We start from the raw sequence: 23,425 nt of genomic DNA on the forward strand, positions 1-23,425 counted from the left end.
GAATCCGGGACCATACACTTTGCCTCAGGCTGTCGTGTGAGGCCGCCACGCCAATCGGACATCTGAGAACGGAAATTTTCAGATAACGATTGCGTCACAATGTGGCTTTGAACTGCGCTTCTACCTTACTGAACCGTAACCACCCTCCAGCAGGACGTTTGTACCGGATGCCGACCGGCCCTCTCCGGCGCTGCGTTACGCGCATTTCTGTTACCCGTGCGTAGAACTCGCCAGTAACCATTTGAGCCGCCAAAATCGAGTCGTCTCTTATGACACTCTTAGTACGGCTGCAGTGTCCGCCACCATGCCTCATGCCTTCGAGGTGCAGTGGTCGAGACCAGCCGGATTCGACGCCGAATCGCCCTGGCCCACGACGCGGGCTCGCCTGCCGTCGACGACGAGCTATCAGCCCACCGATCACGAGCAGTACGCGCCCACAGAGCCGCGCAACGCACCACTGAGGAGAACACACGACGTGACGATCAACGACCAGCACCGTGCGACCACTCACGCAGATTCCGACAGCGGACACACTTTCGAACCTCTGGCCGGAGCGCACGCGCTCGTCGATCGTCTGCACGCCGGTGAGCCCTACGCCGTGGCGTTCGGTGGCCAGGGCGGTCCCTGGCTGGAGAACCTGGAAGAGCTTGTCAACTCCGCGGGCATCGAGTCCGAGATCAGCCAGCTGGTGGCGGAGGCCGAGCTGCTGCTCGAGCCGCTGGCCCGCGAGCTGGTGGTCGTCCGTCCCATCGGCTTCGAACCGATGAAGTGGATTCGCGCGCTCGCCGCCGACGAGCCGCTGCCGTCGGTCAAAGATCTCACCACCGCAGCCATCTCCGGTCCGGGCATCCTGCTCACGCAGATGGCCGCGCAGCGGGCGCTCAAGCGCCAGGGCTTGGACCTCGAGGGTCATCCGCCCGTGGCCATCGCGGGGCACTCGCAGGGCATCACCGCCGTCGAGTCGCTCAAGGCCCACGGCGCGCGCGACGCCGAGCTGCTCGCTATCGGTCAGCTGATCGGCGCCGCAGGCTCGCTGGTGTCCCGCCGCCGCGGCATGGTCGGCCGCGGTGACAAGTCGCCGATGGTGTCGGTCACCAACGTCGACCCGGCCCGCATCGCCGCGCTTCTCGACGAGTTCGCCCAGGACGTCCGCACGGTTCTGGCTCCTGCGCTGTCCATCCGCAACGGTCGTCGGTCCGTCGTCATCACCGGAACGCCCGAGCAGCTGGCCCGTTTCGAGCTCTACTGCGAGAAGATCACCGAGCGCGAAGAGGCCGAGCGTAAGAACAAGACCCGCGGCGGCGCGATCTTCCGTCCGGTGTTCAACCAACTCAACGTCGAGGTCGGCTTCCACACCCCGCGGCTGGCCGACGGTGTCGACCTGGTCGAGGAATGGGCGGCGCGCACCGGCCTGGACCGCGAACTCACCCGCATGCTGACCGAGCACATCTTCATCAAGCCGGTCGACTGGGTCTCCGAGGTCGAAGGCCTCGCCGCAGCCGGCGCCAAGTGGATCGTCGATCTCGGCCCGAGCGACACCGTCACCCGGTTGACGGCTCCCGTGATCCGCGGCCTGGGTATCGGCATCGTCGCAGCCGCCACCCGCGCCGGCCAGCGCAGCCTCTTCACCGTCGGCGCCGCCCCCGACGTCGCGCCGGCGTGGTCCAGTTACGCACCCACGCCCGTCACCCTGCCCGACGGTTCGGTCAAGGCGTCGACCAAGTTCACCCGCCTCACCGGCCGGTCGCCGATCCTGCTCGCCGGCATGACCCCCACCACCGTCGACGCCAAGATCGTCGCCGCCGCGGCCAACGCCGGGCACTGGGCCGAGCTGGCCGGCGGTGGCCAGGTCACCGAGGAGATCTTCGACGCGCGCGTCGCGGAGCTGACCCAGCTGCTCGAGCCCGGGCGTGCGATCCAGTTCAACTCGCTGTTCCTCGACCCCTACCTGTGGAAGCTGCAGGTCGGCGGCAAGCGTCTGGTGCAGAAGGCCCGCCAGTCGGGTGCGCCCATCGATGGCGTCGTCGTCACCGCGGGCATCCCCGACCTGGAAGAGGCCGTCGACCTCATCGAGGAACTCAACACCGTCGGCATCACCCACGTCTGCTTCAAGCCCGGCACGGTCGACCAGATCAAGTCCGTCATCAAGATCGCGACCGAGGTGCCCACGCGCGACGTCATCGTCCACATCGAGGGCGGCCGCGCCGGCGGCCACCACTCGTGGGAGGACCTCGACGACCTCCTGCTGTCCACCTACGGGGACCTGCGCAAGTACCGCAACATCACGATCTGCGTCGGCGGCGGTATCGGTACGCCGGAGCGCGCCGCCGAGTACTTGTCCGGTGACTGGGCCAAGCCCTACGGCTTCCCGGCGATGCCCGTCGACGGCATCCTCGTCGGCACCGCCGCGATGGCGACCAAGGAGGCGACGACGTCGCCGGCGGTCAAGCAGATGCTCGTGGAGACCACCGGCACCGACACCTGGGTGGGCGCCGGCCATGCGATCAACGGAATGGCTAGTGGCCGTAGCCAATTGGGCGCCGACATCCACGAGATCGACAACGCCGCCTCGCGATGCGGCCGCCTCCTCGACGAGGTCGCCGGTGACGCCGACGCCGTCGCCGAGCGCCGCGACGAGATCATCGCCGCGATGGCCGGCACGGCCAAGCCGTACTTCGGCGACATCGGTGACATGACCTACCTGCAGTGGCTGCAGCGCTACGTCGAGCTGGCCATCGGCGACGGCGACAGCACCGCCGACACCGCCGCCCCGGGCAGCCCCTGGCTGGCCGACACCTGGCGGGATCGGTTCGAGGCCATGCTCAACCGCGCCGAAGCGCGCTTGTCGGAGAAGGACTTCGGTCCGATCGACACCCTCTTCGGTGCCGACGGCCAGGCCCTGCTCGACGATCCGCAGCAGGCGATCGCCGCGCTGCTCACCCGCTACCCCGACGCCGAGGCGGTGCGCCTGCACCCCGCCGATGTGCCGTTCTTCGTGACGCTGTGCAAGAAGCCGGGCAAGCCGGTGAACTTCGTGCCGGTCGTCGACAAGGATGTGCGGCGGTGGTGGCGCAGTGACTCGCTGTGGCAGGCCCACGACGCCCGCTACACCGCCGACCAGGTGTGCATCATCCCGGGCACCCAGGCAGTCGCCGGTATCACCCGCGTCGACGAGCCGGTCGGCGATCTGCTCGACCGGTTCGAGAAGGAGATCGTCGATCGCGTGCTGGCCGAGGGCTCGCAGCCGGTGCCAGTCGTGTCGCGTCGTCAGGCGCGCGCCGACGTCGGTGGGCCGCTCGCCGTGGTCCTCGATTCGCCCGACGTCCTGTGGGCCGGTCGTACCGCCATCAACCCGGTGCATCGCATCGGTGCGCCCGGCGAATGGCAGGTCAACGACGTGCCCGGCAAGCCGAGCGCGACCCACCCGAATACCGGTGCGCGCCTGGAGCTGGCGTCGGATTCCGATCGGCGGGCAGGAGCGGAGCGACCGGGGAATCCTGTTGTGACGCTTAGTGTTCCGCTGTCCGACATCTGGATCGAGATCCGCTTCACGCTGCCCTCGACCACCGTCGACGGCGGCATGCCGATCGTCACCGTGGAAGATGCGTCGCGGGCGATGCGCGCCGTGCTCGCGATCGCCGCTGGCGTCGACGGGCCGGACTCGCTGCCCGCCGTGGTCGACAACACCTCGACCGTCACCGTGGAATGGGATCCGGAGAAGGTCGCCGACCACACCGGCGTGACCGCCACGTTCGGCGCTCCGCTCGCGCCGGGCCTCACCCTGGTGCCCGACGCCCTGGTCGGCCTGTGCTGGCCCGCGGTCTTCTCGGCCATCGGGTCCGCCCTCACCGAGGACGGCTTCCCCGTCGTCGAGGGCCTGCTGAGCCTGGTCCACCTCGACCATGCCGCGCATCTGCTCGCGCCGATGCCCACCGACGCGTCCGAATTGACCGTCACCGCAACCACTCTGGCGGCCACCGATACCGAGGTCGGGCGCGTCGTGCCGGTCGAGGTGTCGATCGCCGACTCCGAGGGCACCGTTCTGGCGACCCTGGAGGAGCGCTTCGCCATCCGCGGCCGTACCGGTGCTGCCGAGCTAACGGATCCGCCGCGTGCCGGCGGTGCCATCACCGACAACGCCACCGACACCCCGCGCCGTCGTCGCCGCGACGTGGTCGTCACCGCGCCGGTCGACATGAGTGCGTTCGCGGTGGTCTCCGGTGACCACAACCCGATTCACACCGATCGGGCCGCCGCACTGCTGGCCGGCCTGAAAACGCCGATCGTGCACGGCATGTGGCTCTCCGCAGCCGCACAGCACGCCGTCACCGCGACCGACGGCCGGGCCACCCCGCCCGCACGTCTGGTCGGCTGGACGTCTCGCTTCCTCGGCATGGTATTGCCGGGCGACGAGATCGAGTTCCGCGTCGACCGGGTCGGAATCGACCGCGGCGCAGAGATCATCGAGGTGTCGGCCAAGGTCTCCGGTGAGCTCGTGATGGCTGCCACCGCGCAGCTCGCCGCGCCGAAGACGGTGTACGCCTTCCCGGGTCAGGGCATCCAGTCCAAGGGCATGGGAATGGACGTGCGCGGTCGCTCCAAGGCGGCCCGCAAGGTGTGGGACACCGCCGACAAGTTCACCCGCGAGACGTTGGGCTTCTCGGTGCTGCACGTGGTGCGCGACAACCCGACCAGCCTGATCGCCTCCGGTGTGCACTACCACCACCCCGAAGGCGTGCTGTACCTGACGCAGTTCACCCAGGTCGCGATGGCCACGGTCGCGGCGGCCCAGGTCGCCGAGATGCGTGAGCAGGGCGCGTTCGTCGAGGGCGCCATCGCCTGCGGGCACTCCGTCGGTGAATACACTGCGCTGGCATGCGTTTCCGGCGTGTACCCGCTCGAAGCCCTGCTCGAGGTCGTCTTCCACCGTGGGTCGAAGATGCACGACATCGTGCCGCGCGACGCCCAGGGCCGGTCGAACTACCGGCTGGCGGCCATCCGTCCGTCGCAGATCGATCTCGACGACGACGATGTCAAGGCGTTCGTCGCCGAGGTCTCCGAACGCACCGGTGAGTTCCTGGAAATCGTGAACTTCAACCTGCGTGGTGCGCAGTACGCCATCGCGGGCACGGTCGCAGGTCTGGAAGCGCTCGAGGAGGAGGTCGAGCGGCGCCGCGAGATCTCCGGCGGCAAGCGGTCGTTCATCCTCGTGCCCGGCATCGACGTGCCGTTCCACTCCTCGGTGCTGCGGGTCGGTGTCGCCGACTTCCGTCGTGCCCTCGAGCGGGTCATGCCGGACGACGCCGATCCAGATCTGTTGATCGGTCGCTACATTCCGAACCTGGTGCCGCGGCCGTTCACGCTGGACCGCGACTTCGTGCAGGAGATCCGCGATCTGGTGCCCGCCGAGCCTCTCGACGAGATCCTCGCCGACTACGACACGTGGCGCAACGAGCGTCCGCGTGAGCTGATGCGCAAGATCGTCATCGAGCTACTGGCCTGGCAGTTCGCCAGCCCGGTGCGCTGGATCGAGACCCAGGATCTGCTGTTCATCGAAGAGGCCGCAGGCGGACTCGGGGTGGAGCGCTTCGTCGAGATCGGTGTGAAGAACGCGCCGACCGTCGCCGGGCTGGCCACCAACACGCTAAAGCTGCCGGAGTACTCGCACAACACCACCGAGGTGCTCAACGCCGAGCGTGACGCCGCGGTGCTGTTCGCGACCGACACCGATCCCGAGCCCGAGATCGAGGACACGCCTCCGCCGCCCGCCTCCGCCGAAGCGGTCGCACCGCCGGTCGAGGCGGCTCCGGCTGCTCCCGCTCCCGCGGCAGCACCGTCGGGCGGACCCCGTCCGGACGACATCACGTTCGACGCGGCAGACGCGACGATGGCGCTCATCGCGCTGTCGGCGAAGATCCGCATCGATCAGATCGAGGCGCTGGACTCCATCGAGTCCATCACCGACGGTGCGTCCTCGCGACGCAACCAGATGCTCGTCGACCTTGGTTCCGAGCTGAACCTGGGCGCGATCGACGGTGCCGCAGAAGCCGATCTGGCCGGGTTGAAGGGTCAGGTCACCAAGCTGGCCCGCACCTACAAGCCGTTCGGACCGGTGCTCTCCGACGCGATCAACGACCAGCTGCGCACGGTCCTCGGGCCGTCGGGCAAGCGTCCCGCCTACATCACCGAGCGCGTCACCAAGACGTGGGAGCTTGGTGAGGGCTGGGCCAAGCACGCCACCGTCGAGGTGGCGCTGGGGACCCGCGAGGGCTCCAGTGTTCGTGGCGGGGCACTCGGTGGTCTGCACGACGGTGCGCTGGCTGATGCGGCCTCGGTCGACAAGGCGATCGACGCGGCGGTGGCTGCCGTCGCGGCACGCCGCGGCGTCCCGGTGTCGTTGCCCTCTGCCGGCGGTGCCGGCGGCGGTGTCGTCGACTCGGCGGCGCTCGGCGAGTTCGCCGAGCAGGTGACCGGACCCGACGGTGTGCTGGCCTCTGCGGCCCGCACGATCCTCGATCAGCTCGGCCTGGGCGCGCCTCTGGTGACCCCGGAGGCCGCGGCCGACGCAGAGCTCATCGATCTGGTCACCGCCGAATTGGGATCGGAGTGGCCGCGTCTGGTGGCGCCGTCGTTCGACGCCCGCAAGGCCGTGCTGCTGGACGACCGCTGGGCCAGTGCGCGTGAGGATCTGGTCAAGATCTGGCTGATGGACGAGGACGAGATCGACGCCGACTGGGCGCGTCTCTCGGAGCGGTTCGAGGGCGCGGGTCACGTGGTCGGCACGCAGGCGACCTACTGGCAGGGCAAGGCACTGGCCGCGGGCCGCACCGTGCACGCCTCGCTGTACGCCCGTGCGGCAGCCGGCGCGGAGAATCCGGGCAAGGGCCGCTACAGCGACGAGGTCGCGGTCGTGACCGGCGCGTCGAAGGGCTCGATCGCGGCGTCGGTGGCAGGGCAGCTGCTCGCCGGTGGCGCGACGGTGATCGCGACGACGTCCAAGCTGGACGATTCGCGACTCGCCTTCTACCGCGACCTGTACCGCGACAACGCCGGCTTCGGCGCCAAGCTGTGGGTGCTGCCCGCGAACATGGCCTCCTACAACGACATCGACGCCCTCGTGGAGTGGGTGGGCAACGAGCAGACCGAGAGCCTCGGGCCCAAATCGATCCACGTCAAGGACGCGCTGTCGCCGACGCTGCTGTTCCCGTTCGCAGCGCCGCGCGTCGGTGGCGACCTCTCCGAGGTCGGTGCGCGCGCCGAGATGGAGATGAAGGTCCTGCTGTGGGCGGTGCAGCGGTTGATCGCCGGGCTGTCCCACATCGGGGCGGACCGCGACATCGCGGCACGTCTGCACGTGGTGCTCCCGGGCTCGCCCAACCGCGGCATGTTCGGCGGTGACGGTGCCTACGGTGAGGCCAAGGCGTCGCTCGACGCGCTGGTGTCGCGCTGGAAGGCCGAGACCTCGTGGGCGCAGCGGGTCAGCCTGGCGCACGCGCTGATCGGCTGGACCCGTGGCACCGGGCTGATGGGTCACAACGACGTCATCGTCGACGCGGTCGAAGAAGCGGGCGTCACCACCTACTCCACGGAGCAGATGGCGAGCATGCTGCTGGACCTGTGCGACGTCGAGACCAAGGTCGCGGCGGCGCGTGAGCCGGTCGAGGCCGACCTCACCGGTGGTCTGGCCGAGGCGAATCTCGACATGGCCGAGCTCGCCGCCAAGGCCCGCGACGAGGCGACAGCCGCGCCCGCTGCGGACGACACCGAGGACGAGGTTGCCGCGCAGACGATTTCGGCTCTGCCGTCGCCGCCCCGCGCGGTCGCCGGTGCGCCGGTGCCGGAGTGGGCCGACCTCGACGTCGACCCTGCCGACCTGGTGGTCATCGTCGGCGGCGCCGAACTCGGTCCGTACGGTTCGTCGCGGACCCGCTTCGAGATGGAGGTCGACAACGAACTGTCGGCAGCCGGTGTGCTCGAGCTGGCGTGGACGACCGGACTGATCACGTGGGAGGACGATCCCCAGCCGGGTTGGTACGACGCGCAATCCGGTGATCTGGTCGACGAATCCGAGCTCGTCGAGCGGTACCACGACACGGTCGTGGAGCGGTGCGGCATCCGCGAGTTCGTCGACGACGGTGCGATCGATCCCGATCACGCCTCGCCGCTGCTGGTGAGTGTGTTCCTGGACAAGGACTTCCGGTTCGTGGTGTCCAGCGAGACCGACGCCCGGGCATTCGTCGCGTTCGATCCCGAGCACACCGTGGCCCGGCCGATCCCGGACAGTGGCGACTGGGAGGTGATCCGCAAGGCGGGCACCGAGATCCGCGTTCCGCGCAAGACCAAGCTCTCGCGCACCGTGGGCGCCCAGATCCCGACCGGCTTCGATCCGACCGTGTGGGGTGTCAGCCCCGACATGGCGACATCGATCGACCGGGTAGCGCTGTGGAACATCGTCGCGACCGTCGATGCGTTCCTGTCGTCGGGCTTCACGCCGTCAGAGCTGATGCGATGGGTGCACCCGAGCTTGGTGGCCTCCACACAGGGCACCGGCATGGGCGGCATGACCTCGATGCAGACCATGTACCACGGCAACCTGCTGGGCCGCAGCAAGCCGAACGACATCCTGCAGGAGGTGCTGCCGAATGTCGTTGCAGCGCACGTCATGCAGTCCTATGTCGGTGGCTACGGCGCGATGGTGCACCCGGTGGGTGCCTGCGCGACCGCCGCGGTCTCCGTCGAAGAGGGCGTCGACAAGATCAAGCTCGGCAAGGCCGAACTCGTGGTCGCAGGCGGCTTCGACGATCTGACGCTGGAAGCGATCATCGGCTTCGGTGACATGGCGGCCACCGCCGACACCGAGGTGATGCGCGCCAAGGGCATCAGCGACTCGAAGTTCTCGCGTGCCAACGACCGGCGCCGGCTCGGCTTCCTCGAAGCCGAAGGCGGCGGCACCATCCTGCTGGCGCGCGGCGATCTGGCGCTCAAGATGGGTCTGCCGGTGCTCGCGGTGGTCGGGTACGCACAGTCCTTCGCCGACGGTGTGCACACCTCGATCCCGGCCCCCGGGTTGGGTGCGCTGGGTGCCGGCCGCGGTGGCCGTGACTCGATGCTGGCGCGTTCGCTGAACAAGCTCGGGGTGGGTGCCGACGACATCGCGGTGATCTCCAAGCACGACACCTCGACGCTGGCCAACGATCCCAACGAGACGGAGCTGCACGAGCGGCTCGCGGCCTCGCTGGGCCGCTCCGAGGGTGCGCCGCTGTTTGTCATCAGCCAGAAGAGCCTCACCGGCCACGCCAAGGGCGGTGCCGCGGTCTTCCAGATGATGGGCCTGTGCCAGGTCCTGCGTGACGGTGTCATCCCGCCGAACCGCAGCCTGGACTGTGTCGACGACGAGCTGGCCACCTCGGCGCACTTCGTGTGGGCACGCGAGACGCTGCGCCTCGGCGAGAAGTACCCGCTCAAGGCCGGTCTGGTGACCAGCCTCGGGTTCGGGCACGTGTCGGGTCTGATCGCGCTGGTGCACCCGCAGGCGTTCCTGGCGACGCTGACTCCCGAGCAGCGGGCGGCCTACACCGCCCAGGCTCAGGAGCGCACGCTCGCCGGTCAGCGCCGGTTGGCCTCGGCCATCGCGGGTGGACGGCCGATGTACGAGCGGCCCGAGGGGCGTCGCTTCGACCACGATCAGCCCGAGAAGGCGCAGGAGGCGGCCATGCTGCTCGACACGGCATCGCGTCTCGGCGAGAACGGGGTGTATCAGCGGTGATCCGTGGGATAGCGTGCTGGCCGTGGGCATCGTCGGGATAGGTATCGACCTCGTCTCCATTCCCGACTTCGCCGAGCAGGTTGACCGGCCGGGCACGGTGTTCGCGGAAACGTTCACACCAGGGGAGCGGCGCGACGCCGCCGACAAGAGTTCGTCGGCGGCGCGCCACCTGGCGGCGCGGTGGGCGGCCAAGGAGGCCGTGATCAAGGCGTGGTCGGGATCGCGGTTCTCCAAGCGCCCGGTGCTGCCGGAGGCGATCCACCGCGACATCGAGGTGATCACCGACATGTGGGGCAGGCCCCGCGTCCGGTTGACGGGCGCGGTGGCCGAGCACCTCAAAGAGGTGACCATCCACCTGTCGCTCACCCACGAAGCCGACACCGCGGCCGCCGTCGCGGTCCTCGAAGAGCGCTGACCGTTCCCCCGCGAGAGTGCGCGTCTGCGGGCGCCACGCCGCACAATGCGGCGAGTTCGCGCACGTTCGTGACGCACTACCCTCGTCGACATGAGTGATCTCGTTCAGCGGGTCCGCGACGTCCTGCCCTCGGTGCGGGCCGATCTCGAGGATCTGGTGCGTATCGAGTCCGTGTGGGCCGATCCCGGGCGCCGTGACGAGGTCACGCGCAGCGCCGAGGCCGTGGCGAAGCTGTTGTCGGAGGCGGGTTTCGGCGATGTCCGCATCGTGGCCGAGGGTGGTGCGCCGGCGGTCATCGCCCGTCATCCGGCCCCTGAGGGAGCGCCCACGGTACTGCTGTACGCGCATCACGACGTGCAACCCGAAGGTGATCCCGCGGCCTGGCACAGTCCGCCGTTCGAGCCGACGGAGCGTGACGGCCGGCTCTACGGTCGCGGTACGGCTGACGACAAAGCAGGTATCGCAACACATTTGGCCGCTTTTCGAGCCCACGGCGGCGCCCCGCCCGTCGGCGTGACGGTGTTCGTGGAGGGTGAGGAGGAGTCCGGCTCGCCGTCGCTGTCGCGCCTGCTGGCGGCGCACAAGGACGCGCTGGCCGCCGACGTCATCGTGATCGCCGACTCCGACAATTGGAGCACCGACATCCCGTCGCTGACCGTGTCGTTGCGCGGCCTGGCCGACTGCGTGGTCGAGGTCTCCACACTCGACCACGGCCTGCATTCCGGCATGTGGGGCGGCGTTGTGCCTGACGCGCTCATGGTGCTGGTGCGGCTGCTGGCCAGCCTGCACGACGACGGCGGCAACGTGGCCGTCGAAGGTCTGCACGAAGCGACGGCAGCAGACGTGGACTACACACCCGAACGGGTGCGCGCCGACACCGGAGTGCTCGACGGTGTCGGCGAAATCGGTTCTGGCGCAGTCGCACAACGGCTGTGGGCCAAACCGGCGATCACGGTCATCGGCATTGACACCACTCCGATCGCCAAGGCGTCGAACACGTTGATCCCGTCGGCGCGGGCCAAGGTCAGCATGCGGGTGGCTCCAGGCGGCGACGCCGGCGAGCACCTTGCCGCGCTGACCCGGCATCTGCAACAGCATGCACCGTGGGGCGCTCGCGTCACCGTCACCCCGGGCGACGTCGGCCAGCCATACGCCATCGACGCCACCGGGCCGATCTACGACGCGGCGCGCGAGGCGTTCCGGGAGGCGTGGGGCCAGGACGCGGTGGATGCCGGCGTCGGCGGGTCGATCCCGTTCATCGCGGCGTTCGCAGAGGCGTTCCCCGACGCCACGGTCCTGGTGACAGGCGTCGAGGACCCAGATACGCAGGCGCACAGCATCAACGAGAGCCTGCACCTCGGCGTCCTGGAGCGCGCCGCGACGGCAGAAGCACTCCTGCTCGCCAAACTCGGATCAGACCGACAGGTCCCGTCGTAGCTTGGCGACGTGGCCGGTGGCGCGCACGTTGTACTGCGCCACCTCGATCGTGCCCTTCTCGTCGACGACGAACGTCGAGCGGATCACGCCCTTGACGGTCTTGCCGTACATCGTCTTCTCGCCGTAGGCGCCCCAGGCTTCGAGCACCGTGCGATCGGGATCGGACAGGAGCGGAAAGTTCAGGTCTTCTTTGTCCCGGAACTTGGCGAGCTTCTCGGGTTTGTCGGGGGAGATGCCGACCACGTCGAGCCCGGCACCGCCCAACTCGGCCAGGTTGTCGCGGAAGTCGCAGGCCTGTTTCGTGCAGCCAGGGGTGGAGGCGGCGGGGTAGAAGTACACGACGACCTTGCGGCCTGCGTAGTCCGACAACGAGACGGTGTTGCCGTCGGCGTCGGGGAGGCTGAACGCGGGGGCTTTGTCGCCCACCTCGAGGCGGGGAGTCTGCGGCATGGCTGGTGGCTCTCCTTCGATCCGTGGCACCGATACGCGGCCGGGCGCTGCGCGGAGCGCCCGCTGAACTAGGGTAGTGCGGCAGGACCGACAGACGGGCGGAGGCATACGTGGCGGATCGTGATCCCGACACCATCAAGGCCGAGATCGATCAGGCGCGCGATCAGTTGGCTCTGACTGTCGACTCGTTGACTGCGCGGGCCAACCCGCGGCGGCTGGCCGACGATCTCAAAGCAGGTGTGGTGCGCTTCGTGACGAAGCCGCCGGTGATGGCTTCGCTGGCCGGCGTCGGCGTGCTGGTGCTCGTGGTGGTCGTGCGGCGCGCACGCCGCTGACGGTTCCCCGCTGACGGTTCCCCGCTGACGGTTCAGCGGCGACGGGCCGAGCGGAACCAGTTCGAGAAGGAAAACCCGGGCGGGTTGGCCACGCGGCCGAGCCGGCTACAGCTGTGCACCAGCACCGGGAGCTGCGCGGCTGCGTCCGCGCCTGCGCCACTCGTCGCCGCCGCGGTCACCGACGGCTCCATCAGCCCTGACATCAGCTAAGTTCCTCGTTTCCCGACACGGATCGAGGATTGCCCCGGTTCCGTCGTGATCAGCTAACGGCACCATAACACCCGATGTACCCGATGGCCAGCGCAATCACTATCCATTCAGCGCACTGAGGAAATGTTCCGGCCACTTCTGCGCATTGACGCCTGGGTCGATATCTGTCCGTGAGAGTGACTCCTAGCACATTGTTCCGGGCTCGTCCTGCGGAACGCGATTATTTTGCGTGATCGTCAAAAACGGGTGCGCGTTTCCGCCGACAGGCAGGGGCGTCGGCACCCGTGCCGGGTCATCTACGCTGACGGCTGACCCACCACGAGCAAAGGAGACGCGCGATGGCGTGGTTTCTCGCCCTGCAGGGCCCGTCACAACCCAGCCACCAGGCTTCGGTGTACGAATTGCAGGATCTGACCGATGTCGACCAGCTGGCGCAGGAACTGGTCAGCGCTGTGACGCTGGACCGGGTGGTGCCGATTCCGGCGATGCTGCCGCAGAACAACCGCAAGCGGCAGAAGGTCACGCTGTATGTGCGGCCCGCCGCGTGGGCCATGTGGACTTTCTACGAGCTGAGTGACGACGATCGCCGCGCACTGATGAAGGAGAATCCGCTCGTGCAGGCGATGCAGGCTCATCAGCAGCAACACCATCCGGGGCAGCCCGGAGCCGCCCCGAACCCGTTGACGGGTCAGCCCGGGCCGGGTGCGCCGCCCCGACGCTGAGCCCACGCACGAATCCACTGCGCGAATTTCAGAAGAGGAGGACGTCATGAGCGCGGATGTGGAGCAGTTCGAATTCCAGGCCGAGGCCCGGCAGCTGTTGGATCTGATGATCCACTCGGTGTATTCGCACAAGGAATCGTTTCTGCGCGAACTCATTTCGAACGCATCGGATGCTCTGGACAAACTGAAGCTCGAGGCGTACCGCAACAAGGATCTCGACGTCGACACCTCGGATCTGCACATCGAGCTCATCACCGACACGCAGGCCCGCACACTGACGGTGCGTGACAACGGCATCGGGATGAGCCGCGACGAGGTGGTCGAACTCATCGGCACATTGGCCAAGTCCGGCACCGCCCGCATGCGTCAGCAGCTGCGCGAGTCCCCAGAAGGGGACGCCGGAGAGCAGCTGATCGGTCAGTTCGGTGTCGGGTTCTACTCGGTGTTCATGGTGGCCGACCGCGTCGAGCTGCTCACCCGCAAGGCCGGGGAGGGTGAGGCCACCCGCTGGGAGTCCAGCGGAGACGGCACCTACACGATCGCCACGGTCGCCGATGCGCCACAGGGCACCTCCGTCACGCTGCACCTCAAGCCCGAGGATGCCGAGGACCAGCTGCACGACTACACCGCGGAGTGGACGCTGCGGAACCTGGTGAAGAAGTACTCCGACTTCATCTCCTGGCCCGTGCGCATGCAGGTGGAGCGGCACAGCCCGGCCGCCAGCGTCGACGGCAACGAGGGCGACGAGGACACCGTGACGGTGGAGACCGAGACGCTGAACTCGATGAAGGCGCTGTGGTCCCGCTCCAAGGACGAGGTGACCGCCGAGGAGTACACCGAGTTCTACCGGCACATCGCCCGGGCCTGGGACGAACCGCTCGAGGTCATCGCTATGAAGGCCGAGGGCACCTTCGAGTACCAGGCGCTGCTGTTCATCACGTCGCAAGCGCCGTTCGATCTCTTCGACCGCGACGCGCACGTGGGCATCCAGCTCTACGTCAAACGCGTGTTCATCATGGGCGACTGCGACGAGCTGCTGCCGCAGTACTTGCGCTTCGTCAAGGGTGTCGTGGACGCACAAGACATGTCGCTCAACGTGTCTCGCGAGATCCTGCAGCAGGACCGCCAGGTGACCGCGATCCGGCGGCGGCTGACCAAGAAGGTCATCTCGACGATCGCCGAGCTGCAGAACGACCGTCCGGAGGACTACCGCACGTTCTGGACGCAGTTCGGCCGCGTCGTCAAGGAAGGCCTGCTCTCAGACGCCGACAACCGCGACGCGCTGCTGCGGATCGCGTCGTTCGTGTCGACTCGCAGTGACATCGAGGACGAGCCGACCACGTTGGCCGGCTACGTCGAGCGCATGAAGGACGGCCAGGAGCAGATCTTCTACGCCACGGGCGAGACGCGGGAGCAAATCCTGAAGTCTCCGCACCTGGAGGCATTCACGGCCAAGGGCTATGAGGTGCTGCTGCTGACGGACCCGGTCGACGAGGTCTGGGTGCAGACCGTGACCGAGTTCGACGGGAAAGCACTGCAGTCGGTGGCCAGGGGAGAGGTGGACCTGGAATCCGACGAGGAGCGCTCGGCACGCGAATCAGAGCGCGAGGAGCAGGGCAAGACGTTCGCCGATCTGTTGTCGTGGCTGAAGGAGACGCTCGACGAGCACGTCAAGGAGGTGCGGTTGTCGTCGCGGCTGACCGAATCGCCGGCCTGCCTGATCACCGATGCGTTCGACATCACCCCGGCCCTGGCGCGCCTGTACAAGGCGTCGGGACAGGATGTTCCCGTCGCCAAGCGCATCCTCGAACTCAACCCGGATCATCCGCTCGTGACCGGGCTGCGTCAGGCCCGCGAGGATCGTCCGGATGATCCGACGGTCGCGGAAACAGCCGAACTCCTCTACGGGACGGCGCTTCTGGCCGAAGGTGGTGCGCTCGACGATCCGGCGCGCTTCGCGGACCTGCTGGCGGCCCGCCTCGCGCGGACGTTGTAGGACTGCAAGACGAGAGCACCGCCCGACGCCGGGGGTGGCGACCGGTCGACGCGAAGCCTCAGCGCACCCCTGCCGAGTCGACAGCCCCTGTCACAGTGCGATCCACGTCGTCTTGAGGCCCGTGTACTTGTCGAGCGCGTGCAGCGACAGATCCCGTCCGAAGCCGGACTGCTTGAAGCCGCCGAACGGAGTCTGTGCGCTGAGAGCATCGACGGTGTTGACGGAGACGGTGCCGGCACGCAGTTTCGCTGCGACGCCGTGGGCGCGGCGTAGATCGTTTGTCCAGACAGACGCTGCCAAGCCGTAGACGGTGTCGTTCGCCATCCTGACCGCGTCGTCCTCGTCCCCGAAGGTCTGCACGGCGAGCACGGGTCCGAACACCTCGTCGGTGATGAGTTCGTCCGCCGGGCTGAGCCCCGTGATGATCGTGGGCTCGATGAAGCAGCCGGCGTGCACCCGTTGCCCACCGACGCGGACGTCGCCGCGCCGGCGCGCTCGATCCACGAAGCCGAGCACCTGCTCGGTGTGGGCCTCATCGACGATGGCGCCCTGGGTGGCCGACGGATCGAGTGGGTTGCCGGGCCGCATGGCTGCGGCACGCTCGACGAGATCGGCGACGAACCGTTCGGCAATCGAGTCCTGGACCAAGAGGCGGGAATTGGACGAACACACCGCACCCTGGTTGTAGAACGCGCCGAACAGGGCCATCTCGACGGCTTTGTCGAGATCGGCGTCCTCGAAGACCACATTGGGGCTTTTGCCGCCGCATTCCAGCCATACCTGCTTCATGTTGGAATCGGCGGCGTAGCGCAGGAATTGCTTGCCGGTGGCGGTCGAACCCGTGAACGCCAACACGTCGACGTCGGGATGAAGCCCGAGTGCGGAGCCGGCGCTCGCGCCCAGACCCGGAACGACGTTGAGGACGCCCGCGGGCAGACCGGCCTCCGTGGCCAGTTCCGCCAACCGCAGCGACGACAGCGGTGCGCGCTCGGAAGGCTTGAGCACGACGCTGTTTCCCGCGGCGAGGGCGGGTGCGACCTTCCACAGGGCCAGGTCGAGAGGGAAGTTCCACGGCGTGACGGCGCCGACGACGCCCAGCGGTTCGCGGGTCACCAGAGCGAGGTTTCCCGGCTCGGTCGGCGCGATCTCGCCGTTGATCTTGTCGAGAGCCTCGCCGTAGTAGGCGCACAACCCAGCGGCAGAGGGCACGTCGACCGTGAACGCCTCGGACACGAGCTTGCCCATGTCCATCGAGTCCAGAAGTGCCAGTTCGACGTTGTTCTCGTTGACCAGCTCGGCGAGCCGCAGCAGGACACGCTTTCGGTCGCCGACGGAGCTTCGCGACCAGTGTCCCGCATCGAAGGCCCGGCGGGCCGACCCGACGGCGGCGTCGACATCGGCCGCCTGTGCCGATGCCACCGCCGCGATCACCTCGCCGGTGGCCGGATTGACGGAGTCGAAGGTCTCACCCGACTCGGCGCCACGGAATGCGCCGTCGATGTAGATGCCGTCGCGCGGTGCAAGCTCGGCGGCATGCCGCGTCCAGTCGTCCAGCGTCGCGGGATCCCTTGTAGCGGTGATGGTCACGTGATGTCCTTCCCAACGGGGTTACGGAATGTAGAGCGCGAACTGTTTCGTCAGCGTCTCGGTGACGCGGAACTCCCCGCGCCAGCCGGAGCGCATGACGTAGGCGTCACCAGCCGAAAATGTTTGCGTGACACCGTCATCGCCGCTGAGCGTGACCGATCCCTCCAGCACTAATGCATATTCGTCGCCGGGGTAGGCGTCGATGTACTCGCTGTACGGTTCGGCTCGCCACGACCCGACCGTGAATTTGGCATCGGAACTCGACAGGTGGACGAGGTCATGTTCGTCGGGGGCGCCCGTGCGCAGTGATTCAGCGGTGATGTATGCGCAGGGTGACATCGCCTCACGTGCCGCGTCTCCGGTGGGTACACGCTGCATTGCCGGACTTCGTGTTTCGGTCATCGGTTCTCCTTCGTCAGACGTGGGCGGGTTCGACCGCCAAGGGCAGCAGTCGTCCAGGGTGGGCGCTCAGTTCGGTGACCTCGCGAAGGAACGGCACGTCGGCGGGTGTCGGCTCGTCGAGTTCCTCGGCGTAGCGGTGGCCCGCCCACACCGCGGCGGCGATGGTGGACGGGGCCCAGGCGTCGCCGATCGCACGCACCGTCCTGAGATCGGCTTCGGCCCATGCGGATTCGCGGGCGTTGAGCTCGTCGAACAATCGGTTTTCGGGAAGACGGCTGGTCACGAGCACTACCGAGTCGGTCGCGAGCGTGCCCTCGTCGCCGGTGAACACGCAACCGGTGTCGACACCGTCGGCGGTGATGCGGTTGAGTGTCGTGTTGGTCAGGACGTGGATGCCTGCACGGATGATGCGCTTGCGGATCCGTGCGACCTCCATGGTGTTGACCGTCCACGCAGAGACGTGCGCACCGGGGGTGATCAGTGTGACGTCGAAGTTCTCCTTGGCCAGCAGCTCGGCCACCACGCCTCCGAGGTAGTAGTGATCGTCGTCGAACAGCACGACGCGCTCACCACGGGGCCGTACGCCAGCCAGGATGGCGTCGGGGGTCAGGACGTCGGCACCTTCGGCGATTTCGATCGGGTGCGTGTGCCACCGGCCGACGCCGTCACTGCGCCAATGTGATCCGGTGGCCAGCACGACGTGGTTGAAGTCATTGTCGATGACGTCGTCGACGGTCATCTCGCTCTGCATGAAAACATCGACGTTGTCGAGTTTGTGGAGCTGCTGCTGGCGGTAGTCGACCACTCGGATCCATGCCGAGAGGCCGGGCAGCTTGGCTTCCCGTTCGACGCGACCGCCGAGAACGCGGGTCGATTCGGCCAGGCTGACGCGGTACCCGCGCTGGCCGAGCGACCTGGCCGCCTCCATGCCGGCAGGGCCTGCGCCGACGACCAGAACGTGTGCGTCGGACGACTTCACGCGGATGCGCTCGGGATGCCAGCCGCGCCGGAATTCCTCGCCCATGGTCGGGTTCTGGGTGCACCGGATCGGCGACATCGTGAAGTCACCGGACACACAGATGTTGCAGCCGATGCACTCCCGGATGTCCTCCAGATTCCCCGTTTCGATCTTGCGCGGCAGGAAGGGGTCTGCGATCGACGGACGTGCGGCACCGATGAGGTCGAGCACACCACTCTCTATCTGGTGCACCATGGTGTCGGGCGAGGTGAATCGACCAACGCCCACAACGGGTTTGGTCGTGAGATCCTTCAAGCCGCGAACGTAGGGTTCCTGCTCGGCTTCGGGGCCGAACCGTGAAGTCACGGAGTCGTCCTCCCAGCTCCCGAGGACGAAATCCCATAGATCGGGGTGCTCGCCGATCTCGCCGATGGTGTCCTCGATCTCGGTGCGCGTGATGCCGTCCTCGCCGAGGAGTTCGTTGATGGTGATACGGCACGCGATCGCTGCCTTGCCGTCGGCTTCCTCCCTCGAATCCTCGAGCACCTCGCGGAGAAAGCGAATCCGGTTGGTGAGGCTGCCGCCGTATTCGTCGGTGCGGTTGTTGTAGCGGCGGGAGAGGAAGTGGTGCAGACCGCCCAGCGCGTGGCCGGCGTAGACGTAGACGATGTCGTAGCCGACGTCGATCGAGCGGCGGACGGCCTGGCGATGCCAGCGGCGTACATCGGCGATGTCCGCCTTCGTCATCGCGCGGGCCTGCACCGGATCGTAGGAGAATGTGGCCACCGGAAGGTGCTGTGGGCTCAGCGGCGTTTCCCGGCTGATCAAATTGGGACTGTTGAGACCGTTGTGCGCCAACTCGATTCCTGCCAGAGCGCCGCCTTCGTGGATCTTGTCGGCGATGCGCGCGAGCGCGGGCATGTCCTGCTCGTCCCAGATGCGCAGTTCGATGAAGGGTCCGATGTCGGACGTCGGATGGATCTCGACCTGCTCGGTGCACACGACGGCCCAGCCGCCCTCGGCCTTCACCTGGCGCATGACGGCCTCGCCCGACGGATCGCGGTAGCCCATGCCGTTGCAATGCGGAACCTGGTAGAAGCGGTTGCGCGCTGTGACTGGTCCGATCTGCACCGGCTCGAAGAGGATGTCGTAGCGGGGGTCTCTCATGGTTTTCTCCTGTGACCGAGGTCCGGGGTGCTCGTTGAATCCAGTATGGGAAGTGTTGTCGGGCTCAGCGGTTCACACGCGTGACGGTGACCTCGTGCGGTGTCGTTGCGCGCCCGGAATTTCCGGCACAGAAGCCCGCCACCGCGATCGCGGACAAGACCGCCAGCGTGCCGAGGGTGAACACCTCGAAGCGAACGTGCGTGACGCCCCAGTGGTCGAGGAAGTCGTAATCGAGTCCGACCAGCGTTTCCAAGGTGCCGGGGAACACCGCGACCCAGGTGCCGAGCAGAGCCCAGAACGTGGTGAGGCCGGCAGCGACCGCCATGCCGGTTCGTCCGCCCGGCACCGCGTAGGGACGCGGCACGTCGGGGTGGGTCGTTCGCAGGCGGTATGCGGCGGGGAACACGAAGCAGTAGGCGATGAGCGATGTCGAGATCGTGATGGAAAGGACCACGCCGAAGGTGGCGGCGCTGTCCCCCTGGGAGAAGGCGATTCCGGCGAACATGAAGGTGAGCGACACGATGCCCGTGAAGACGCCCACGCGAACAGGCGTCTGCCGTCGCTCGTCGAATTTCGCGAAGTACGGGAAGAAGGCTCCGTCGGCAGACGCCACGGCCAACGCCCGATTGGCCGCCAAGGCCCAGGTGGCGCCGGTGATCGCGAGCGTCACGATGAAGGCGACGACTGCGATCTGAACCAGGATCGAGGCGGCGGGACCGTAGATACCGAAGACGGTCTCGACAGCGGCCATGAACCCCGCGATGCCGGTGATCTTGTCCGGGGGCAGAACCACCAGCAGGGCGAGCACGGGAAGTGCGTAGGCAAGCAGTCCGATCACGCCACCGATGGCGATGCCGCGGGGCACGTCGCGTTGCGGATTCTCCATTTCGTCACCCGCTTGACTGGGCACCTCGAATCCGACGAGCGAGAACAGTAACAGCGGTACCAGGCCGAGGAAGCCGACCGGTGTGGGCGACCATGTCAGCGTCCCAACTCCGTTGAACCCGTTCTGAACTCCGTAGAACAGCGTCGTCCCGAGAAAGAACACGGCGAGAAGCAGCTTGGCGTAGGTGCCGACCTTGAAGATGATCCTGCACCGCTCCAGCGACATCAAAGTGATTCCTGCCGCGGCGACGACGAAGGCGATCTTGAACAGGTAATCGCCGACACCACCGGGGTTGAGTGGTGTGATGTACGTGCTCCACGCCTCGGCGCTGATGAAAGCCAGTGAGCCGCCGATCCACAGTGGGTTGATGGACCAGTACATGACGGTCGCCAGTGATCCGGGGAGCCGACCGAAAGCCCGTTTGACCCACTCGTAGAGTCCTCCCTCGGCCGGAAAGGCGCTACCGAGCTCGGCGGTGACGAGGCCGTACGGAACCATCCACAACGCGCCCAGCACCAAGAGCCAGGTGAACGTCTCGGCCCCGAACGACGAGATCTCGCCGACCATGTCGAGGCCGATGAGCGCGGACAGAATCATGACCGGCACGTCGAGTCGTCGGAGCGATCGCGTGTAGCGGAGCTTCGAAGTCCGCGATGCGAGGTGGTCGTCTGGCAACGAGGGTGATCCCATCAGGCAACTCCTGGCTGGCTCAAGCGGGGTGATGTGAACACAGTGCAGCCGCTCGCTTCATCTGTACAGCCGGTGTTTCCGAACACTAAGATCGATTTTCCAGATGTGGAGGTTCAGTTGGCTGATTACACGCTCCGGCAACTGGAGTACTTCGTCGCCGTTGCGGAGGCGGGCAGCGTCACCCATGCTGCGGCGGCGGTTCACCTGTCGCAGTCGGCCATGTCGGCGGCTCTGGCAGACCTCGAGGCGGCGTTGTCTGTGCAGGTTCTGGTCCGGCGCCACGCGCGGGGTATCAGCCTGACACCGGCGGGCAAGGAGCTGTTGATCGCCAGTCGGCAACTACTGGCCTCGGCGGCGGATCTGCGGGCCGTCGCGCACGGATTGGGCACGTCGTTGAGTGGCACGCTGTCGATCGGCTGCTTTCAGGTGGTGGCGCCGTATCTGCTGCCGGAACTGCTCGCGACATCGGCGGTGAAACTGCCCAACCTGCACCTGCAGACCACGGAGGTCGATCTCGCGGACCTCGCGGAGGGCGTGGCCGACGGCACGTTCGAACTCGGCATCGGTTACGACCTCGTCGACGACCCGCGGCTCACACGTTGGCCCCTGTTCCAGCTGCCCCCGTACGTACTGGTGCCGGGTGACCACCGGTTGGCTGGGCGCACACGAGTGCGCCTGGCCGATTTGGCTGATGAACCGATGGTGCTGCTCGATCTGCCGCACAGCCGGGACTACTTCCAGAGCGTGTTCGACGCCTCGGGCGTCAGCCCCGATGTGCGCTTCCGGTCGACGACCGTCGAGACGTGTCGGGCGCTCGTCGGCCGGGGCTTGGCCTACACCGTCCTCAATCTGCGCGCGGCGGTGCCGACAGCGCTCGACGGCCACGCCGTCGCCGCCGTGCCGATCGCTGGAAATCCGCCGGCGCTGACGGTGGTGCTGCTCAATGCGTTGGCGGCGAAGCCCACTCGTCGCGCGAGCGTCGTTGCTGAGCTCTGCCGAAATCTGTTCTCGCGTCCGCCGGGCGGATGATCGTGAATCGATTTTTCCGATGTCATACATCGAATCTATGAGCTGTACAGATGTAGTCGGCGGCTGAACCATTGGAGGGCGAGCAGTTCGCCCAACAGTGGAGGTCATGTTGTCCAACCAACAGGTCGAGGTTCTCGTCGTCGGTGCCGGGCAGTCCGGCATCGCCATGAGCGAGCATCTCAGCGCGCAGGGCATCACCCACCTCGTGCTGGAACGTGATCGCATCGCCGAGCGGTGGAGGTCGTGGCGCTGGGACTCGCTTGTGGCCAACGGCCCCGCGTGGCACGACCGCTTTCCCGGCCTGCAATTCGACGTCGCTCCCGATGCTTTCGCGGGAAAGGAGGAGGTCGCCGACTACCTGGTCGCGTACGCCGACAAGATCAGCGCGCCGATTCGCACCGGCGTCACTGTGGAATCAGTCCGGAAACGGCACGGCCAGTACGGGTTTCGAGCCCAGACCTCTGACGGAGCCATTGACGCGAACTTCGTCGTCGCGGCCACCGGTGCCTTCCAGAAGCCGATCGTCCCGTCCGTCGTGCCCGAGTCCGCGGGCGTTCATCAGATCCACTCCAGCGCTTATCGCAATCCGCGGCAGCTGCCAGAGGGTGCCGTGATGGTGATCGGCGCGGGATCCTCGGGCGTGCAGATCGCCGGTGAACTCCGACAGTCCGGCCGACGGGTGTACCTTGCGGTCGGACCTCACGAACGCCCGCCACGTAGTTACCGCGGCCGCGATTTCTGCTGGTGGCTGGGCGTTCTCGGCAAGTGGGACATGCCCGCACCGCCGCGCGGCGCCGAGCACGTGACCATCGCTGTGAGCGGAGCCCGCGGGGGCCACACGGTCGACTTCCGTGATCTGGCGGCGACAGGAATCACGCTGCTCGGCATGGCCGGGCCTTACGAAAGCGGGATGATGACGTTCGCGCCGGATCTGAGTCACAACATCGACAAGGGTGACGCGAACTACCTGTCGATGCTTGACGAGGCGGACGCCTACGTCACCCGCAACGGACTCGACCTTCCCGAGGAGTCGGAGGCTCGCGTGTTCGGCCCTGATCCGGAGTGCGTGACGAACCCGATCGAATCCATCCATCTCGCCGATGCCGGTATCACGACGATCATCTGGGCCGTCGGGTTCGCGTACGACTACGGGTGGTTACAGGTGGACGCCTTCGACGACCACGGCAAGCCGCGACATCAGCGTGGGGTGTCGACCGAACCCGGCCTCTACTTCCTCGGACTGCCATGGCAGTCCCGCCGCGGGTCGAGCTTCATCTGGGGTGTGTGGCACGACGCCAAATACCTCGCCGACCAGATCGCGATACAGCGCGCCTATCTGGCGTACGAAACACCCGCGCTGGCTGATCGCTGACGC

At 67.2% G+C, this 23,425-nt stretch carries 14 protein-coding genes; 8 read left to right on the forward strand and 6 right to left on the reverse strand.

Features of this window, described 5'->3' with window-relative positions:
* Nucleotides 1-475 precede the first annotated feature (475 nt).
* From PGN37_RS11730 to PGN37_RS11740, 3 genes are all read left to right on the forward strand, one after another.
* Entirely contained in the window at nt 476-9,766 is a 9,291-nt protein-coding gene (locus PGN37_RS11730) for a fatty acid synthase subunit beta domain-containing protein (RefSeq protein ID WP_335331321.1), read from the forward strand.
* A gap of 22 nt (nt 9,767-9,788) precedes the next feature.
* Nucleotides 9,789-10,181, forward strand: coding sequence for a holo-ACP synthase AcpS (gene acpS, locus PGN37_RS11735; RefSeq protein ID WP_110797910.1), 393 nt, complete (start codon nt 9,789-9,791; stop codon nt 10,179-10,181).
* Between the two features lie 90 nt (nt 10,182-10,271).
* Complete coding sequence (locus PGN37_RS11740; RefSeq protein WP_335331201.1) at nt 10,272-11,618, forward strand: dipeptidase; 1,347 nt, start codon at nt 10,272-10,274, stop codon at nt 11,616-11,618.
* Here PGN37_RS11740 and bcp read toward each other — a convergent pair.
* Nucleotides 11,595-12,068 (reverse strand): thioredoxin-dependent thiol peroxidase, encoded by a 474-nt coding sequence (gene bcp, locus PGN37_RS11745; protein ID WP_335331202.1) that lies wholly within the window; start codon nt 12,066-12,068, stop codon nt 11,595-11,597. The genes PGN37_RS11740 and bcp overlap by 24 nt on opposite strands.
* Nucleotides 12,069-12,178: 110 nt before the next feature.
* Here bcp and PGN37_RS11750 point away from each other — a divergent pair, with 110 nt between their 5' ends.
* Entirely contained in the window at nt 12,179-12,403 is a 225-nt protein-coding gene (locus PGN37_RS11750) for a DUF3618 domain-containing protein (protein WP_335331203.1), read from the forward strand.
* Nucleotides 12,404-12,435: 32 nt separating this feature from the next.
* Here the strand turns inward: PGN37_RS11750 and PGN37_RS11755 are convergent, their stop codons facing one another.
* Nucleotides 12,436-12,606, reverse strand: coding sequence for a hypothetical protein (locus PGN37_RS11755; RefSeq protein WP_335331204.1), 171 nt, complete (start codon nt 12,604-12,606; stop codon nt 12,436-12,438).
* A 345-nt stretch (nt 12,607-12,951) separates the two neighbouring features.
* Between PGN37_RS11755 and PGN37_RS11760 the strand changes: the two genes are divergently transcribed.
* On the forward strand, nt 12,952-13,335 hold the full coding sequence (locus PGN37_RS11760) for a hypothetical protein (protein WP_335331205.1): 384 nt from the start codon (nt 12,952-12,954) through the stop codon (nt 13,333-13,335).
* 46 nt (nt 13,336-13,381) lie between these two features.
* The gene (htpG, locus tag PGN37_RS11765; RefSeq protein WP_335331206.1) at nt 13,382-15,331 is read left to right on the forward strand and encodes a molecular chaperone HtpG; all 1,950 of its coding nucleotides are present in this window, start codon (nt 13,382-13,384) and stop codon (nt 15,329-15,331) included.
* A gap of 90 nt (nt 15,332-15,421) precedes the next feature.
* On the opposite strand, the gene PGN37_RS11770 is transcribed toward htpG, so the two are convergent.
* The 4 genes from PGN37_RS11770 to PGN37_RS11785 all read right to left on the reverse strand — a co-directional run bounded on the left by PGN37_RS11770 (nt 15,422) and on the right by PGN37_RS11785 (nt 20,928).
* The gene (locus PGN37_RS11770; protein WP_442932914.1) at nt 15,422-16,912 is read right to left on the reverse strand and encodes an aldehyde dehydrogenase; all 1,491 of its coding nucleotides are present in this window, start codon (nt 16,910-16,912) and stop codon (nt 15,422-15,424) included.
* A 27-nt stretch (nt 16,913-16,939) separates the two neighbouring features.
* A complete protein-coding gene (locus PGN37_RS11775; RefSeq protein ID WP_335331208.1) occupies nt 16,940-17,320 on the reverse strand; it encodes a cupin domain-containing protein in 381 nt (126 codons plus the stop codon).
* A 13-nt stretch (nt 17,321-17,333) separates the two neighbouring features.
* The gene (locus PGN37_RS11780) at nt 17,334-19,445 is read right to left on the reverse strand and encodes an oxidoreductase (RefSeq protein ID WP_335331209.1); all 2,112 of its coding nucleotides are present in this window, start codon (nt 19,443-19,445) and stop codon (nt 17,334-17,336) included.
* Nucleotides 19,446-19,509: 64 nt separating this feature from the next.
* Complete coding sequence (locus tag PGN37_RS11785) at nt 19,510-20,928, reverse strand: APC family permease (RefSeq protein ID WP_335331210.1); 1,419 nt, start codon at nt 20,926-20,928, stop codon at nt 19,510-19,512.
* A 210-nt stretch (nt 20,929-21,138) separates the two neighbouring features.
* Here PGN37_RS11785 and PGN37_RS11790 point away from each other — a divergent pair, with 210 nt between their 5' ends.
* Together PGN37_RS11790 and PGN37_RS11795 are read left to right on the forward strand one after the other, a co-directional pair.
* Nucleotides 21,139-22,050, forward strand: a complete 912-nt coding sequence (locus PGN37_RS11790; protein WP_335331211.1) for a LysR family transcriptional regulator — start codon at nt 21,139-21,141, stop codon at nt 22,048-22,050.
* Between the two features lie 109 nt (nt 22,051-22,159).
* Entirely contained in the window at nt 22,160-23,422 is a 1,263-nt protein-coding gene (locus PGN37_RS11795; protein ID WP_335331322.1) for a flavin-containing monooxygenase, read from the forward strand.
* Nucleotides 23,423-23,425: the final 3 nt, after the last annotated feature.

The organism is Mycobacterium kyogaense, assembly GCF_036946525.1.
Taxonomy (GTDB): domain Bacteria; phylum Actinomycetota; class Actinomycetes; order Mycobacteriales; family Mycobacteriaceae; genus Mycobacterium; species Mycobacterium kyogaense_A.

Bases quoted from the DNA above. Each gene is read 5' to 3' on its own strand.
- PGN37_RS11755 (WP_335331204.1), bottom strand. From the start codon at position 12,606: ATGTCAGGGCTGATGGAGCCGTCGGTGACCGCGGCGGCGACGAGTGGC.
- PGN37_RS11780 (WP_335331209.1), bottom strand. From the start codon at position 19,445: ATGAGAGACCCCCGCTACGACATCCTCTTCGAGCCGGTGCAGATCGGA.
- PGN37_RS11785 (WP_335331210.1), bottom strand. From the start codon at position 20,928: ATGATTCTGTCCGCGCTCATCGGCCTCGACATGGTCGGCGAGATCTCG.
- bcp (WP_335331202.1), bottom strand. From the start codon at position 12,068: ATGCCGCAGACTCCCCGCCTCGAGGTGGGCGACAAAGCCCCCGCGTTC.
- PGN37_RS11775 (WP_335331208.1), bottom strand. From the start codon at position 17,320: ATGACCGAAACACGAAGTCCGGCAATGCAGCGTGTACCCACCGGAGAC.
- htpG (WP_335331206.1), top strand. From the start codon at position 13,382: ATGAGCGCGGATGTGGAGCAGTTCGAATTCCAGGCCGAGGCCCGGCAG.
- PGN37_RS11760 (WP_335331205.1), top strand. From the start codon at position 12,952: ATGGCGTGGTTTCTCGCCCTGCAGGGCCCGTCACAACCCAGCCACCAG.
- PGN37_RS11740 (WP_335331201.1), top strand. From the start codon at position 10,272: ATGAGTGATCTCGTTCAGCGGGTCCGCGACGTCCTGCCCTCGGTGCGG.